This is a genomic window from Thomasclavelia sp., from assembly GCF_017889095.1.
Taxonomy (GTDB): Bacteria; Bacillota_I; Bacilli_A; order Erysipelotrichales; family Coprobacillaceae; genus Thomasclavelia.
The window spans coordinates 25,121-40,264 of record NZ_JAGHEW010000376.1 but is presented as its reverse complement, the minus strand read 5'-3'; the positions used below and the strand labels follow the sequence as shown (position 1 = coordinate 40,264).

The 15,144-nt window shown below is 26.8% G+C and carries 14 protein-coding genes; 1 reads left to right on the top strand and 13 read right to left on the bottom strand.

The genetic code is table 11. The annotated features are described in order from the left end of the window. Nucleotides 1-812: 812 nt before the first annotated feature. A complete protein-coding gene (locus J7M77_RS16090) occupies nucleotides 813-1,364 on the top strand; it encodes a type III toxin-antitoxin system ToxN/AbiQ family toxin (protein WP_296880408.1) in 552 nt (183 codons plus the stop codon). Between the two features lie 514 nt (nucleotides 1,365-1,878). Here J7M77_RS16090 and J7M77_RS16085 read toward each other — a convergent pair. The 13 genes from J7M77_RS16085 to J7M77_RS16025 all read right to left on the bottom strand — a co-directional run bounded on the left by J7M77_RS16085 (nucleotide 1,879) and on the right by J7M77_RS16025 (nucleotide 15,059). Continuing rightward, nucleotides 1,879-2,949: a tyrosine-type recombinase/integrase gene (locus tag J7M77_RS16085; protein ID WP_296880407.1), complete on the bottom strand. Its 1,071-nt coding sequence runs from the start codon at nucleotides 2,947-2,949 to the stop codon at nucleotides 1,879-1,881. A gap of 12 nt (nucleotides 2,950-2,961) precedes the next feature. Beyond that, nucleotides 2,962-3,480, bottom strand: a complete 519-nt coding sequence (locus J7M77_RS16080; protein WP_296880406.1) for a hypothetical protein — start codon at nucleotides 3,478-3,480, stop codon at nucleotides 2,962-2,964. Between the two features lie 144 nt (nucleotides 3,481-3,624). Beyond that, the gene (locus J7M77_RS16075; RefSeq protein WP_367237043.1) at nucleotides 3,625-4,002 is read right to left on the bottom strand and encodes a type II toxin-antitoxin system PemK/MazF family toxin; all 378 of its coding nucleotides are present in this window, start codon (nucleotides 4,000-4,002) and stop codon (nucleotides 3,625-3,627) included. A 466-nt stretch (nucleotides 4,003-4,468) separates the two neighbouring features. Next, nucleotides 4,469-4,909, bottom strand: a complete 441-nt coding sequence (locus tag J7M77_RS16070; protein WP_296880404.1) for a helix-turn-helix domain-containing protein — start codon at nucleotides 4,907-4,909, stop codon at nucleotides 4,469-4,471. A gap of 75 nt (nucleotides 4,910-4,984) precedes the next feature. Further along, nucleotides 4,985-5,305: a recombinase family protein gene (locus tag J7M77_RS16065; RefSeq protein ID WP_296880403.1), complete on the bottom strand. Its 321-nt coding sequence runs from the start codon at nucleotides 5,303-5,305 to the stop codon at nucleotides 4,985-4,987. Nucleotides 5,306-5,370: 65 nt separating this feature from the next. Then, nucleotides 5,371-5,820: a hypothetical protein gene (locus J7M77_RS16060; protein WP_296880401.1), complete on the bottom strand. Its 450-nt coding sequence runs from the start codon at nucleotides 5,818-5,820 to the stop codon at nucleotides 5,371-5,373. Nucleotides 5,821-6,170: 350 nt separating this feature from the next. Further along, nucleotides 6,171-6,983 carry a hypothetical protein gene (locus J7M77_RS16055; protein ID WP_296880399.1) on the bottom strand — a complete coding sequence of 271 codons (813 nt, stop codon included), beginning with the start codon at nucleotides 6,981-6,983 and terminating at the stop codon, nucleotides 6,171-6,173. A 977-nt stretch (nucleotides 6,984-7,960) separates the two neighbouring features. Beyond that, entirely contained in the window at nucleotides 7,961-9,358 is a 1,398-nt protein-coding gene (locus tag J7M77_RS16050) for an oligosaccharide flippase family protein (protein ID WP_296880398.1), read from the bottom strand. 14 nt (nucleotides 9,359-9,372) lie between these two features. Then, nucleotides 9,373-10,227 carry an SDR family NAD(P)-dependent oxidoreductase gene (locus J7M77_RS16045; protein WP_296880396.1) on the bottom strand — a complete coding sequence of 285 codons (855 nt, stop codon included), beginning with the start codon at nucleotides 10,225-10,227 and terminating at the stop codon, nucleotides 9,373-9,375. 3 nt (nucleotides 10,228-10,230) lie between these two features. Continuing rightward, nucleotides 10,231-11,955 (bottom strand): thiamine pyrophosphate-binding protein, encoded by a 1,725-nt coding sequence (locus tag J7M77_RS16040; protein WP_296880394.1) that lies wholly within the window; start codon nucleotides 11,953-11,955, stop codon nucleotides 10,231-10,233. A 25-nt stretch (nucleotides 11,956-11,980) separates the two neighbouring features. Continuing rightward, the gene (locus J7M77_RS16035; RefSeq protein WP_296880393.1) at nucleotides 11,981-13,144 is read right to left on the bottom strand and encodes a polysaccharide pyruvyl transferase family protein; all 1,164 of its coding nucleotides are present in this window, start codon (nucleotides 13,142-13,144) and stop codon (nucleotides 11,981-11,983) included. Then, nucleotides 13,113-14,228 (bottom strand): glycoside hydrolase family 99-like domain-containing protein, encoded by a 1,116-nt coding sequence (locus J7M77_RS16030; RefSeq protein ID WP_296880390.1) that lies wholly within the window; start codon nucleotides 14,226-14,228, stop codon nucleotides 13,113-13,115. The genes J7M77_RS16035 and J7M77_RS16030 overlap by 32 nt, the downstream gene beginning before the upstream one ends. A 351-nt stretch (nucleotides 14,229-14,579) precedes the next feature. Next, nucleotides 14,580-15,059, bottom strand: a complete 480-nt coding sequence (locus J7M77_RS16025) for a CatB-related O-acetyltransferase (protein ID WP_296880388.1) — start codon at nucleotides 15,057-15,059, stop codon at nucleotides 14,580-14,582. Between the last annotated feature and the right edge of the window lie 85 nt (nucleotides 15,060-15,144).

Below are 15,144 nucleotides of genomic sequence, written 5' to 3'. Positions count from 1 at the left end.
GTATCACCTACTTATTCAAAGATGATCGTAGGACACAAAGGTGCAATGACAATGACCGAGAAAGTTTATACTCATATTGATATGCAATATTTAATTAATGCAGTTAATTCTATTTATTATCCAGAAAGCATTAAACATGAATAATCACTTCAAATGTGATACTGTTGCACAATATAAAGCATATCAATAGATTAAAAAGAACTTTGATATAAACTATCTAACGATTAGCATTCATGATTCCTTATAGCCTACTCATAAAAGATATGCATAATAAAAATGCCATCATCAGTTACAATAAAAACGAAGTAACGATTCACTATGATGATGGTACTAAAGAAGCATTCAAACTAAAATCTCATGAGCCATGTCTATGATATAGTTCTTTTTTATCCATTTCGTATATCGCCAAAAAGAATAAAACAGAAAGCCTAAAAGACAATATTGAGGACGAACGAAGTGAGCATGTTTATCCTTGAAATTGTCTTGCTTTCTGTTGAATAAGTAAGGCGATATACAGATGGATAAATACAAACCATTTTGGTTGAGTCTCGAAGTCCCAAGAGTGGGACGAGAATTGGGCTGAATATTTTTAATTATTTATGAATAAATAAATATTTTATACATATACTATAATTGTCATGGTATGTCATTGAATGACTTGACATAACTTGATATATACACATAATTGTGTATAATATATTTGAAGGTAGAAATACCGCTAACAGTACGGCTCCTACCGCCATAAGTGTAGGGCGTTAAAGTATGGAAGGATGCATAATCCTTCCTTTTATTTTATAACAAAGAAAGGAATAGTGATAATATTGAAATTTTATACAATTGATATTAACTATATTAAGTATCCACATTCTTTTGATACAGAGGTATATTTCAATAAAAAAAGACATGATTATGAAAACAAACCTTATATTGGTACAATCATTTTCAATGACACAATTCCTTATTTTGTTCCTTTAACTTCGGCTAAACCAAAACATCTGAAACTAAAGAATACTGGTATTGATTATTTAGTTATTTATGAAAATATTGATGTATCTGAAATACATGAGAAAGATATTATTAAACGTTTAGATAATGATACTATCAAAAAATTGATTTCTGTTGTTGATTTAAGAAAAGCTATTCCTGTCGCTGAAGGTTGCTATCATGAAATTGATATCAGACATCATAAAGATAGAGACTTACTTGCTAAGGAGTATGAATTCTGTAAAAGAAAGAAAAATACGATTTTTAATAAAATACTTAGTATTATTCGTCACCAAAAGAAAACCAAAGAGATTAAATTTGGTTATTGTAACTATGATCTATTAGAAGATAAAATGAAGGATTGGGAAACACAGCATTAATGACCCTTTATGAGTCATTTTTATTTTGTCAATTTGCTGCATATATGAGAATTTGAGGTGAGAATATTGCTGCATACCTGTTGCATACCGTTTTTAAATTCACAAAATAGAAAAAACTCAAATCGAGTTTTAGCCGATAAATAAAGGCTTTTGACGATTTGAGTTTCTTTGAATTTCTCTCTGATAAACGATAAATTAACGTTTTGGAAACATCACAAGAGCAATTAAACCACGAATTTTCAAGTGGTTTGAGCTATTACTTTTCCCATTTGCTATCTTATTGTTATTTATTTGAAAACATCCCCTTTCTACTCACATCGTCAAATCCTAAGCAAATCCCGTGACTTCAATTAAATAAAAATCAAAAAATTTAATTGTGGTCTGATCTATAACTAACATTATATATGCCATAATAAAACAAATAAAAACTCAAATTAATATTCTAAAAATCATACATTAATTTGAGTTTTCATATAATGATACTTCTCTATACAGCCTGTCTAAATAATATATCCTAAATTTTATTTATTTCATCAACCAGTACCTTAATTTCATAATGAGTATAAACTCTTTCGGTTAAAGACATATTATGAGCATGCCCTAATATTTTTTTCACAATTCTTTCATCAATAAATGCCTCAGCCATTAAAGAAGCACAAGTATGACGAGTATCATGTGGTCTATGGTCAAATCTACGATTATCCATAATAGGTATAAAATAACTGTCATAAAAATTCCTATATAAAAATTGTTTTTGGTCATTTGTACAGAATACATAATCAATTTTTGAATATTCTAACCATTCAACAAAAAATGGTTTTATTTTATCTGCAATTGGAACAACTCTTATTCCATTTTCAGTTTTACTTTTCTTTACTTCAAAATACTGTTCATCGATATGCACATCTTCTTTCTTTAGATTTAATAATTCACTTATTCTTACTCCAGTATAAATCAATATTAAAATAATTTGATAATGTCTATCATCTTTGTATTTCCATAACTCTAATATTTCATCAGATGTAAATCTTTTACGTTCAATGGAATTAGGATTTTTTCCAGTGTATTCTATTAAATCAACATGTTTGGAATAATCTTCTTTGCATATTTCATGTTTAATGGCATATTGATACATTTGAGAATATAAAACTTTAATATTTTTTAGTGATGGATAATTTTTATTACATTTATCAATCACTTCCTGTAAATCTTTTGCCTTTAGTTTTACAAAAGGAACACCATGCAATGAAGAACATGCCTGAAAAGCTGTACTATAACTTCGTTTAGCAGATTTTCCTATTTTTTGTTTTTTTTCTTTATATTCCATCGTATCAGCATAAACGTCTGCAAAGGTTAAATCAGCATGTTTTAAATCAAACGGTCTTTGATGATACTCAGCTAACATCATTAAACCCTCTTTACGATCTTTTGCATATCCAAGAATATAATATTTTGGTGTTATTTTCCCTGTTTTATGATTTACTACATCACCTAATTTAATTCTGACCATATAGGGAAGTCGTCGATTACCTTTCATTTTAATAATAGAACCAAAACCTTTTGGACTTCTTTTCATTTTTGCCATTTTCTTTTCCTCCTAATCTTTTCCATCGGAGTAATAACCTAGTTCTTCCCAAACCTTTTTATCTGGACAATAATAATTGTATTCACTACTATTTCCCTTTTGATAGGCATATCCAAAAGTCATAAAACCTTTTTGTAATCCATATCTAATATATTGAATATCTTTACCTGAAGCTTTTGCAATTTCAGTTACTGGAACATTTCTGCCTGTAAAATGAGGCATATCAATATAAAGCTTTTGTTTTCCTGTTTCTTTAATGCAACCCTCTTCTAATTTGTTATTTAAATCTTTTCCATCATATGTACAAAATAGACTTGGATGTTTATTAGTTTCTAACCATTCTTCAACTGTTTCAAAAATATGCTTATTGATCTCTTCAGCATGTTCTTTAATTATCAGATAATGTCGATTAATAGTCATATCATAGACTTTAGCATCTAACAATTCTTCTAATGTAAAGCCTGTATTCTCTACTAAAAATAACAAAAGTTTAGTGACTTTAATTTCAAATTCCTTATCTTGTGTTTTCATACAAATCCTCCAATACTTGTCCAAATATTTTTATTTATGAGCTATTACTCTTTGAATATGTTTTTATTACATATCCTATCTTTAGTCTAAAAGATTAATTATAAAAAGACGAATGTTCAAAATTTCAAATCGTATAGTTGATATTTAATTCATCTGATATTGATCAGTATTTTCTATACCGATACTGACTAATAAACATATGTCAATCTTTTCCATCTCATTATATTTAAGTTTACATAATCTTCTAATAAGTCTTTTTTTATCAATGGTTCGTATTTGTTCCAACAGCACTAATGAATTATGACTTAATCCCTCTCTATTTTTTATATATACATGAGTTGGCAAATTCGGTTTATGTCTTATATAAGAAGTCATTGAAGCTACAATAGTTGTATTACTAAATATGTTCCCAACATCATTTTGAATAATAAGTACTGGTCGAATTCCACCCTGTTCATTACCAATTACCGGATTCAAATCAGCTAGATAAACTTCTCCTCTTTCTAAAGTTCTATTCATCATCTCACCTCACTTCTTATGTACATCAAGAATTATCTTATTAATGATTTAATTATTCAAAATCATAAAAGATAATTCATTGACGATTATAAATACTGCAATTCTGATAGACTGCTTTGCTACGCAGTTCCACGAGTCTTTATAATCTTTAAGGCGTTATAAACTAACTCATAGGACTCTCACCTATATAGTGTCTTGTCTGCGACATTTGATCAATGCTCGGACTTAGACTCACTATGTGTATCATTATCTTCTTATATCCTCATCGCCATCATATCAGCAAATTATGACTGCAATCCGGTATTACCGCTATATCAGAATTTTAAATGTTTTACCTCCTGATCCTGTTGTCGTGGCGTACTTCTTGCCGGGCTTAAATATAAGTAACGTTATCAGTCTTGCTATTCAGTTTCCAATGTCCTATATCGAGGTATTATTAACCCCTTCAATATATAGGCATTTAAAACCGCTATTTTTGGACATCATTATGAAATTTTTTTAATTTTTCTTTTAAATGATGTATTCTAGAATAGATTACTGAATGACTGATATTTAATATCTGGGATATTTCCTTAGTAGAAAACCCTTTGATTTTTAATAAAAGAATATTCATTGTTACTTTATCGGTCTGCGATAAATAATGAAGAAGGGCTTCATTCTCTATTTCATCCAATAAGTCTTCTACTGTTGAAATTTCTTTTTTATCATAAAATGAAATGTTATTAAACAGCTGATTTGAAAAAACAGTTTGTCTTGAGCGTATTCTTCGTTCTGTTTTAAACATTTCCCAATCATAATCTCTTAACTGTTTGATTATTTCTTGATCAACACCCAACGAATTTAACAGTTCTTCTTCCTTTTCTTTCCATTTATCCCATTTGATTTTTTCCTTAGCATAATTAAAGCCCACTTTAAATCCTCCTTCCTGTTATTCCTTTAATAAAGAAAGGAGGATCACGACTACGATACACTGTTAATTAATCAATTATGAATTTAGACATATAATCTCAACATGATGCATATCACATAACATTTTAAATTCCATATATAAATCCTTATATATACATAATCTTGTTCTATCATATACATAAATTGCATTTATCTTTTCTTTTCGAATATATCCGATTAGTGCCTGCATTTTAAAAGATCCAAAACTCTTACCAGTATCAACTAAACAAACTTTACCAAATATTTCATAACCATCTTCTACTGCCTTTTTTGATAATATTTCTTCCTGATACATCAGTAAGTTTCTAGCTTCTTCTGTTAGAACTCGACAATAAATAAAAGCGTTTAATTTGTTCATCTTTAATTCCTCCGTTTAAGTGATGTTTAACCCTTCACTTATTGCTGACAAAGCTGGAATATCATTTAACGGTTTTTTTTAATTTTTTTTTGTAAAATTTTCATTGCTTTTATTTTTCTGTCATGAACTGTGCTGTAAGGGATATTTAGAATTCGGGCAGTTTCACTTTGGGTATACTCCAAAACAAAAATACAGTAGGCTATATCTCTGTACTTAACAGGCAATTTCATTATTTCTTTTATAGCCTGTTTTGCTAAAAACTTAGTGTGGATCTCATCAGCAAAATTGCAAAAAAAAGGAGCAGCTTCACTTTCCACACCTTCATAATATTGGATCGTTACCGCTGCTCTTCTTTTATTTCTATATGATTCTGTATGTACACTATTAATAATTAATGAATATACTTCTTTAGGTACTTCTATAAATTCCTTTTTTATCTTTATATAATACTTTTTATCTCCATTTTCATCTTTAATCTGTCTAAAACAATACTTTGAATAATCACTTTTATACATTACTATACCTCCATAATATTTTGATAAAATATATGAAAGTATAGGTGGTGCACGTATAGTGTTGTTCATCGCTCTCTCCCCAACATTGAATTGTTGAAATATAATATCAAACAAATACTGTTAAATAATAACAATCACAAAAAAATACCAATTAAATTAACTTTTTTACATGCAATGAGGTCAATTAGCATAACAAAATAATATGAAAACTTAACTTAATATCCACATATAACAAAAAAGGTCAGTGCTAAATATAGTCACTGACCCATAATGTAAACAATATTAAATTTTTATAACCTATAAAATAGTTTTTTATTAGTCTAATGAAATGCTACTTAAAATATTAGTACCTATATTTTCGTTTTACTGATTAAATAGCTGTCTGATAATGCAATATCATCTTCTATACATAAGACCCTGTTTTCATAGATATTCATATCAGGATCAAAAACATATCTATAAAGTCTTTGCAAACAGTTCACAATAATATATCTTTGCTTATCAGTATCAGACATTGTTTCACAGTCCTCAAAATTTAACATTTCTAAAGGTACTAAATATTCAAATTTATAATATTCAGACTGTTCATAAAAATCATCTATAAATTTATCATCAGTAAATAAAAAAAGGTATCCAAAAAATTCTGGACCTTCCTCATGTATCTCATATACTTCACTTTTTTCTATGTTATCACCAAACATATATCCTTTAAAATTAAAATCTTTATAAAGATATCCAAATCTATTTTTTAAATAATAATAAGAATAGCTTTCATCTCCATTATCTAGATTAATTTCTTTATCATCGACTAGCATTTTTATATGATCATCGTACTGAAAAGTAATACCATATCTCCCCAAAAAGTTTGATAAAGAAGTTTTATATGTTAATGTGCCAAGAAAATTATAGCCATTATTATCTTCATCATTTTGCAATCGTCTGGATAAATGTATTAGTAATACCTTATCAATATTTTCTACCTGATGTTTTTCTACAAACTTATAAAAGAAATCAAACTGATCATCTATAACAAACACTTGATGATTTCTTTGAAATAAGTTATAACATTCCTCTATCAATTCATATAGTTTTTCCCTATTTATATTGAGTACCTGACATAGTGATTTTTCTATTTCCTCTTTACTTGTTGTATTAATATACATATCAAACTCCTTCTAACTACTCTCTGTATTTAAAAAGTCATTATTAATTAATTTTAAATCCTATATTACATATTTTTTATTTATTTTAATAAATAATTTTTTACTTGATTGACCACATCATACAGGGGTATAGTTTTTTCTTAAAAAAATCATAAAGCCAGTACTTATAATCTAAATAAATCTGTTTATATTTCTGGATTTATCTAATTTTAATTACATGTTCTGTGTCTCATGGTTAATCAAGTTTTTTTAAATAAATTTATTAATATTTTGGATTAACATTCTACCTTTTTTACTATTTATACAAAATGAATATTCTTTTATTGTCAATATATCTACATCTATTTTATCTTTATGCAGTAGGAAATTGAAAGATAAGTACACATTTAGATTTTTATCCACCATTCCGTAAGCAACTAGTAAATTAATTAACCTAGGGATATAGTGTTCTCATATTTGTTGAATCCACATAACGATACTTTTAACATGCTTTACTTAGCGATATTAATACTTTTTTGATATTAAACATCACTTTAGTTCTAAATTGATAACTATTTATATTCGATATATCCACTTTATCACATTACAAAAACAAAATTCAATTTACCATACAAATCATGTCATATATAAAGGAAATTTATTTTAGTAAATATACTATGAATTTGAATAATGCTAAGTTTTTGAATATACTTCTTTAATATAATGAACCATACATTAATGATCAATAAAAAATTCCTTAAAATATAACTTAGTATACTTTGATACTCAAATATAAATTGACTAATGTTTTAAAGATTTAATTCTATGGCTAGATTTCCGTTTATTACCATTAGAAACGTAATATTCAAAAAATAATGCTTGCTTTTTATATTTTTATTAGAGTTTAATCAATTTTATTCTATATTTTCCATCCTTTCAATTGCACAAAAATGATTTCTTTCAATACATTATCTATATTCATTATAAAACCAAGTCTATTATGTATGACTTATCACTAAATTAAAAATCTTCTGAATATATTCTTTATGCATAAATACTATTACTATGAATATTATAATTTGCAGAAAATTAAATATATTTAAAGTTGCAAGAATAGCCTGAATAATGATTAAACATAGGATAATTCTATGTTTAGACCAATTTACTTTCATTTTAATGAATGTCTGTAAAAAAATGGTTCTTAATAACCATGTAACCCCATATCCTAGCATTGTTGAAAACGCTGCACCTATAGCTCCAAAAAAGTATATGAATATAAAATTACATATCATATTTACAAGTGCTCCAATTACAGTAGTAAACGAGACCATTTTAGTCCTTTTTGTTGCAGCAAAAAGGCACCCTTCAAATTGTGCTATTCCATTAAATACAGTTCCTACCAGTAAGAATGGAACACTTCGCCAAGCTATAAAGTATTCTCCGGAATATAAAACAGATGCTAATGGGACATTTATTATCAATAAAAACGAACATACTAAAATTGAAACACAACTGTATAAAGTATAATTATTACTAATAAATCCATCTTTATCATTTTTATCATATTCTGAAATAGCTGATATAGACCATGCATTATAAAAAATACTCTGAAAGGTAGTTAATATTGTTGGAATTTTATAAGCTACTGAATATATACCGTTAGCAGCTACTCCACATAAATATGCAAGTATATATCGATCACTTGTATAATTGATCCACCATGCAATAGAATTAGAAATTAATGGAATACTATATTTAGTCATAGGTTTTGATAAATTATTATAATTTACTAAATGTAAATCCTTATAAATCTTCCCAATAAAAAGCTGGTACAATACTGATAAGGCTAACCCGATTACATTACTTATCATATATCCAGTAGTACCAAACGTAAATACAATCAATAAAAGGATATTACTAACACATGTAATAAATGTAGTTAAAATACCACTGATTGCTATAGCAGATGCATTATTTTTCGCTTTCAAATATAAATTAAAGCAATTATTTAAAGATCCCAATATAAATAACAGTATCAAAAATACATAATATGATAATTCCAACGAAAATAATCCAATTATTTCTACGATAAAAACTCCGAAGATTAATATTATTGAACCTTTTATTATTATGTTGATAGTTGTAGATATAACATCACTTTTTTCATACTTTGAATCCATACTAAAGCGTAAAGTAGCATCTTGAATACTTAAAATTAATATTGGTATTAATAATTGTGCAGTTGAGGAAACAAGATCTACCATACCATAATCTGAAGTACTTAAAACTGCAGTATATAATGGAACCATTAAAAAAGAAACTATTTTTGATCCAAAACTTCCTATTGTAAACAAACCAATATTTTTTACAAGCGTATTATATTTACTCTTTACCATAATATTCCCCTTTCCTAATACTGCATATCATCATATGTAATAACTCCTGCTCCTCCTGTCATATATATTGTATCTCCAATAATAGTCTTTCCCATATCACTAACTAAAAATGTAGCCATATTTCCAATTTCTTCTGGTGCAATATATCTTTTAATTGGAGAATAATCTAAAGAAAGATCTGTTTTATTTCCTTTTTCTAACATAGGTGTTAAAGTTGAACCTGGAGCTAATCCATTAACAGTAATTCCATATTGCAATGCTTTTTTTGCCATACCTAAAGTAAGTGATCTTTCACCCCATTTAGAAACAATATATGGTGTTATAGCAGGTCTAAGAGAAGAAGAAGAATTAATAATAAGTATATTTCCATGTATCTTATTCTTTATCATATATTTAAATATATATTGTGAAAAAAAATACATTCCTTTTAAATTTGTATCCAAAACATTTTCATAATCAATTAAATCTGTATTTGGAAATGATTCACCTTTATTTATGCCTGCGTTATTAACAAAAATATCAATATTCTTATATTGATCTAAAAATGAATTTAATTTATTTTCATTATAATTAATTCTAGTAATATCTAATTCAAAACATATTATATCACTCTCATTACAATCAGTTTCTTTAATCAACTTATCTTTTGCAATATTTAATCTATCAATATTTCTTCCTGAAATAATTACTTTTGCACCATTTCTTAAAAATGAACTAGCAATTGCATATCCTATTCCAGAAGAACCTCCTGTAATAAATGCTATTCTATCTTTTAATAAACACCCGTTATAAACAGGAATAAGAACTTTTTCTTTTTCTATTTTTGTTAATTTCTGTTTAATTTTATATATCAACTCTAAAGTCCTCATTTTTTACCTCTTTAACTCTCTAATTTTATCAACTGCTTTTTTCCCTAATATTGTTTTTACTGAGTTTTTCACAGTCTTTTTGACCTGTTCGCTTACAGATAAATTTTTGTTAAATTCAAGCACTCTATTATATGCCTCACTTTCATCTTCATCGCTAACAAAAACCTCTAATATAATAGGTAAATCCGATTCAGATAAAAATTTTTCAGAATATTTTATAAACTCATCCATGGAATGAGCTGATAAATAAAGAAATCCACATGTATTTGCCCACCCTTCGGCATTATTAAAATGATTTCCGGCAGCTATATACTCATTTATTTCTTTATTATTTCCACCATGTAATTTAAATTCTACACCACCATTATTATTAATAAGCAATATTCTTAAATTGCTTTTTATATCTCTTATTCCTAAAGAATTCATATCATAGTAAAAAGCTAAATCACCTATAATAATAAAGGATAGCTTATCTGTAACAATACTTTGACCAATAAGAGTAGACATTCCACCGTCTATTCCAAATGCTCCGACATTTGAATAACATTCTATAGATGAATCTAATTCAAATAAATTCCAAATTCGCAAACTGTGTAATATTGAAAATTGTATAATAGATGATTTCGGTATCTTATTATGCAGGTACTGTGCAATTGATAAACTTGAAAATGGAACATTTATATTTATATTTTTTTCTTTCCTTGCTAATTCCCATTTACGGTAATATGAATGTTCTTTACATTCTGCATCCTGAACATTACTAAAAAATTCTTCTAGGCTACATTGATATATCCTAGTTAATTTGTCATATGTATCCACTATCTTTCCATCTTCACAAATTCTCCAATGCTCAATATCAATATTATTGTTTGATAATGTCAAAAATAAAGGATAATCGCCTGTTTGACCACCTATTGTAATAAAAACATCAGGTTTTAAGTTATTAAATTCTTCATCCTTCATTGTAGATAAAAGAAGGTTAGCATTTATTGAATATTTATTATTAAAATTAGACAAATGGTTTACATAAACCATTACGTTATAATTCTCACAAAAGCGATTTATAATTTCTGTTTGTTCTTTATTAAATGGCCTATGTTCCCCTATCACTAGCATTATACTCTTATCTTTTATTTCTAAGTCTTTAATATCGTCTTTACTAAATCTATTTATGGATCTGATTTTGATGTTATTGCTTTTTAATGGGAAATCTAGCCAGGGTACACATAATTGTACTGGTCCCATTCCCTCTCTACTCAACTCTAAGATAGCCTCATTGACACATCTTATGCTATGATAAACATCATTACTATCACTTATATAAGGCAATTCTACTGATTTTTTTACTGAATCATTTGGTAATGATGTTTGATCAGGGGCTTGCATATACTCTTGATAAGTAAAACGTGGATGCTTTTCCATTGTAATAGCTAATATAGGAACATGCTTGTAGTAAGCTTCTGTCAAACCTGGAATATAATTTCTAGTAGCTTGTGCACTAGTGCACACAGTCGCCACAATGTTACCTGTTTGAAGGTATACTCCTATAGCAAAATATATAGCACTTCTTTCATCAACAATAGAATAACAAGTAAAAAAATCATCTTTTTGTAAGGATTTTATTAAAGGAATATTTGTTCCTCCAGGACTAATTATAATATCCTTAATTTTATGCTTTTTTAATAAAGTAGTGATAATTTCTATATTATCATTGTTGGTATAGTTCATTGTTCTAACCTCCTCTTTACTATATTTAAATATTAAATAGTATTTCTTTTATACTATTTTTAAATTCACTACTTAAACTGTCTATAATTTCTTTAGATTTTTTTTGTTTTCCCTGTAATATTTCTTTTTTATTAATATACTCTATGACTTTATTTATGCCTGAAGAAGTACTTTCTGTTCTACCATTAATTACATATGGATAATCAAAACTATTAAATAATCCTTCAAACTTTCTACTATAAGAAATAGGTATAGTAAGAACACCAGAAGAAAATGCTGCAATCGTAGAATGCATTCTAGATCCTATAAATATATCCATATTACTAATAAAACTTTTAGCTTGGATTGGATTTTCAAATATTGGTGCCAATTTGAGTGAAGGGTATAATTCTATCAATTCTTTACTAATTTTATAGTCATCATCATTAGAATTTTTATTTAAATCAATTACATGTGGAATTAAGTAAATTTCATAACCTTCATATACTAGTTTTTCAAAATATTTTAGAATATTGTTTATAAATTGTTTATAATCTATAGATAAATTGAATTGATTATTTTCGTTAAATCCACCTTTATAAAGCAACCCTGATACATTGATCCCAATTTTAGTATTGTTAGTATTAAATTCGTACAAAGATTTATCATATGGCAAGAAAAAAGCAATATCTGTAACCAATTGTGAATCATTAATATTAAATTTTTCTTCTAAAAGTTTTTGAGATAGTTCATCTCTACAATAGATTTTTTTACTCTTTTTCAAAACTTTTTGAGCTTTTTTTCTAGACTCTGCCAAATTAAATGGTCCGTATGTTTGAGGTAATAATATGTACTTACCTGCAAATATACTTGCAATCCGCTTGTTTCTCATTAATGAATTATAGTATTTTATTGAATATATATCTGAAAAGCTATCACCCATAGTTATATCAAATATAAAATCACATTTTTTTAGCATACGTAAATAAGTAAAGCTAAAATCTTTTAATTTTGGTACAATTTGATAAAAATCAAATTTATTATAAGATTCTGGTAAAAGCCCTAAATCATACTCTGTAAAATTATAAATTTCAATTGGATATTCATTATCTTGAAAAATATCATTTAATATTTCTAAAAAAGAATACGACAATGCCTCACACCCTTTATTAGCTGAGCTAAATTCGAATCCCATTAATCCTATTTTCATTTTTTTCACTCCATTCCTTAATCCATTCTAAATATTTATATCCACTTTCTTCAGTTGGTTCTAGTATCATTCCTTCACACCATTCATTCCATGCATTAATCAATATATATTCTGATTTCTTCACATGATTCATTAATGCAAAAAAATGCCTTTTATCTAAAGGAGTTATGACATATCCCCTACTTTTATGTCTTGCTGTATTATCCCATTCAAAGAATATTCCTGGAATAATATCTTTCTCGCATACTGGAAATTTTATTTTTAAATACTTTTCAATCATTTTATTACCATTCAAAACCAAGGGTTTCTTGCTCTTTCTTTTTGTACTTCTCATCCACATTCTATAATAAACATAAATAATTTTTTTTAAACCAATAACAGTATCATATTCACAAAAAGCTGGTTGTCTAATGGCAACTGCCTTTGTATATTTACTAGTTTGTTCTATAAATTTATTATAATTTTGTGGAAAGTTCTCTTTTGATTGCGAAGCATAAGATTCAAATATATAAATACCTGAAAAGCCTTCTTGTTGACATCTAAAATCAAAATATTTAAACATTTCATTTTTATTAGGAATATCAGGATTAAATATGCCAAAAATGGGCTTATTATTTTTCTTTTCATACCTATCATCTTTAAAAAATTTTATTAAATATAAAAAATGATTTTCCCAATCCTCTTTATTTCCGTATTCCTGTTCTACTAGAACATCCCTTTTACCTTCCCAAGTTCTAACCCAGGAATGATTAGCCCAAATAAAAAAGAAATTTTGCTGGATATCAGTCCATTCTAGAAGATTTTCAACAGGCTTCTCCAATAATTTCTTTCCTTTAAAATAGTAATGATAGTATGCCATTCCATCTATATGATACTTATTCATTAAATTAGTTTGATTTATCATTGTCTCTTTTTTTAACAAATTATAATAATTATTATTTAATGGTTTTTTTGGTTGAATATGTCCATTAAATAAAGGCCTACCTTTTTTTACATTAGTCCATTCTGTAAAACCTTTCCCCCACCACTCATTATTTTCTGGAATTTCATGAAATTGTGGTAAAAAAATAGCGTATTTTTTCATAAATACCTCCTATTAACATTTGTTTTATATTCTGAATAATTAATATAATATCCCTTTTTATTTATGCATAATAATTTATTCATAATTTCATTCTTATTTTTTAATAATTATCAATCAACAAATGTTGTCTATTAAACTCTGTTTCTTCAATTCCTATATTTTTTCTGATAATAACGAGAAATTGTTTTTTTAAAGTTTAAATTGATTATAATATGTCTGTTTTTATAGCGATTCTAAACATTTTTCCAAAAACTATTCCATATTAATTATTGGTACCCTGTGTTAAATAAAGATACTAATTCTTTTCTTATGAATATTTTATTTTACATTGAATATAAATCGTAAATATTATTATAGATATTTGTAAAAATCTTCTTTCATATTTGCGAGTTCTGTTAATTCTTGTTTTGAATTCAAATTCCACCATTTTAGATTATTAATCTTTTTAACGATGTTTTTATCAAATCTATTCTTTAAAACAATTGCTGGTATACCACCAACAATCTCAAAATCATTCACATCTTTTGTGACAACTGCTCCTGCAGCAATAATTGCACCATTTCCAATTTTTACACCTTCAAGAATTACAACATTACTTCCAATCCAAACATCATTGCCAATAATAGTTTTCCTATCCCTAACAGAAACACTCTTTTTATCTTTTATTGGTAAAATACTTCCACTTCCATAAATCTTAGGAGAGGTTGAAATATAATTAGTAGGATGACAATAAGCTCCTATTTCACAAAATGATCCAATACTTACAAATTTTCCAATAACACAGTTTTCTACAATTGAATTATAATTTAAATATGAATAATCTCCAATCACACTATTAAAAACGACTGTATTTGTATTAATACTACAATCACTTCCAACCTCACTATTATGAATATTGTTTGTATTGATTTGGGAA